General features: G+C 70.1%; 1 protein-coding gene. It reads left to right on the plus strand.

The features are described from left to right. The first annotated feature begins 885 nt into the window (after positions 1-885). Positions 886-1,194, plus strand: a complete 309-nt coding sequence (locus tag PKH97_RS16500; RefSeq protein WP_324388695.1) for a hypothetical protein — start codon at positions 886-888, stop codon at positions 1,192-1,194. Positions 1,195-1,610 lie beyond the last annotated feature (416 nt).

A 1,610-nucleotide genomic window follows, 5' to 3' on the forward strand; every position in this document is an offset into this window, starting at 1 on the left:
TCGAAAGGCCGGTTCAGCCCCGTCGAGTGGCCGGTTCAGCCCCGTCGTGTCCCACGCTCTCGTGGGCGAGGGTGGTTCAGCCACTCGACGGGGAAAGCTAGGTGACGGTGTCGACGTCACCCAGCGGCCTCTGGGCCGCGCAAGCGCGCAGGACGCCATGAGTGGTCATCCAGCAAGGGGTCGTGGCCCCCGTCGCGGGCCGGCATGTTCCTCGAGTGGGGGGCTGCGGCATACGGCCGTCTCGACGCCCTTTGATTTGCTGATCCACGCGCGCGGCGCGAGCCATCTCGACGTCCGCTTCGAACTGGCCCGTCAGATCGGTGAATCCCGAGGGCGCTCGCGCATCCCCGTCGGCGCGATCGGCACGCGAGAGCTCGGCACCTACTTAACCGGTTATGCCGCCGACCGGCATCATCGAGGAGATACTGCGGAATATGTTCCTCGGTAAGCCCGCCGGCAACACCGACCGGCCCCACCCCACTCGACGGGGCTGAATCGGCCACTCGACGGGAAATCTGGGGATCAGCTGAGGGGGCGGGGGCGCCCTGCTCGAGCTCGCGGCGCAGCGACGCCAGCTGATCCTCGATCGGCCAGGCGCGCGTGCCGAGGTCTGCCATCGTGCGTGCCCCTGACATCGAGGTGTCAAAGGGCACCGGCGCCGGGATGCGCGCCTCGTGCGGCGGCTGCCCGAAGTCCAGCTGCGCCGGGTCGAGGTCGAAGACCCGGCAGGTCGCCTCCGCCAACTCCCGGCGCGTCAGCGCGCTCCCACCAGCGAAGTGCAGCACGCCCTCGGCCCCCCGGTCGACGGCCCGCCCCAGGAGTGCCCCGATCTCCGCGGACACGATCGGTGTCGCGACATTGTTGATCAGGGGGTCCTCCCAGACCGTGAAGCGCCCGCCGGCGCGCAGCGCGTCGACCGTACTGCTGCTGGTCGATGGCGAACTCCATCTTCCCGTCCTTGATCGCCTGCACGGCGTCGCCGGAGAGGTCGACGGTGCCGATCTTGATGCCGCGGTTCACAGCCTCGGCGGCCGGGATCGCCGCACCGGTGGCGATGTCGGCGTTGAGGGAGAAGATGCCGTCGATGTCCTTCTCCGACTCCAGCTTGGCCTGGATCTCGGCCCCGCTCTTGGAGATGTCGGCCAGGCCGGCGGACGAGGTCGGCGAAGACGGCGCTGCCGGAGTTCATGGTGACGATGGGGATGCCGGCCGCGGTGGCCTTGCCGAGGGCGCCCTTGATGGCGTCGGGGTTGCGCGCGGAGACGGCGATGCCCTGGCACCCGGCGCTGACGCCGGCCTCGATGAGCTGGGCCTGCTTAGCCGGGTCGTTGTTGGACGCCTGGTAGTCGAAGGTGACACCAAGGTCCTCGGCGGCCTTCATCGCGCCCTTCTTCGGGACCGACCAGAAGCCGCCGCCGTCGCCGCCGTGGGTGTACATGCACAGCTTGATCGACTTGTCGCGGCCTGCCCGAGCTCGTCATCGAGGCGGCGTTCACGGCCGAAGGCGGCGCCGCCGGCGCCGAGGCGATTCTGCGGATGCCGCACCCCCCCGCGGTGTATGCCGCCAACGACCAGAACGCTGTCGGCGCGATCGGGCGGTTCCGGGCCGC

Source organism: Nostocoides sp., assembly GCF_035343835.1.
Taxonomy (GTDB): domain Bacteria; phylum Actinomycetota; class Actinomycetes; order Actinomycetales; family Dermatophilaceae; genus Nostocoides_A; species Nostocoides_A vanveenii.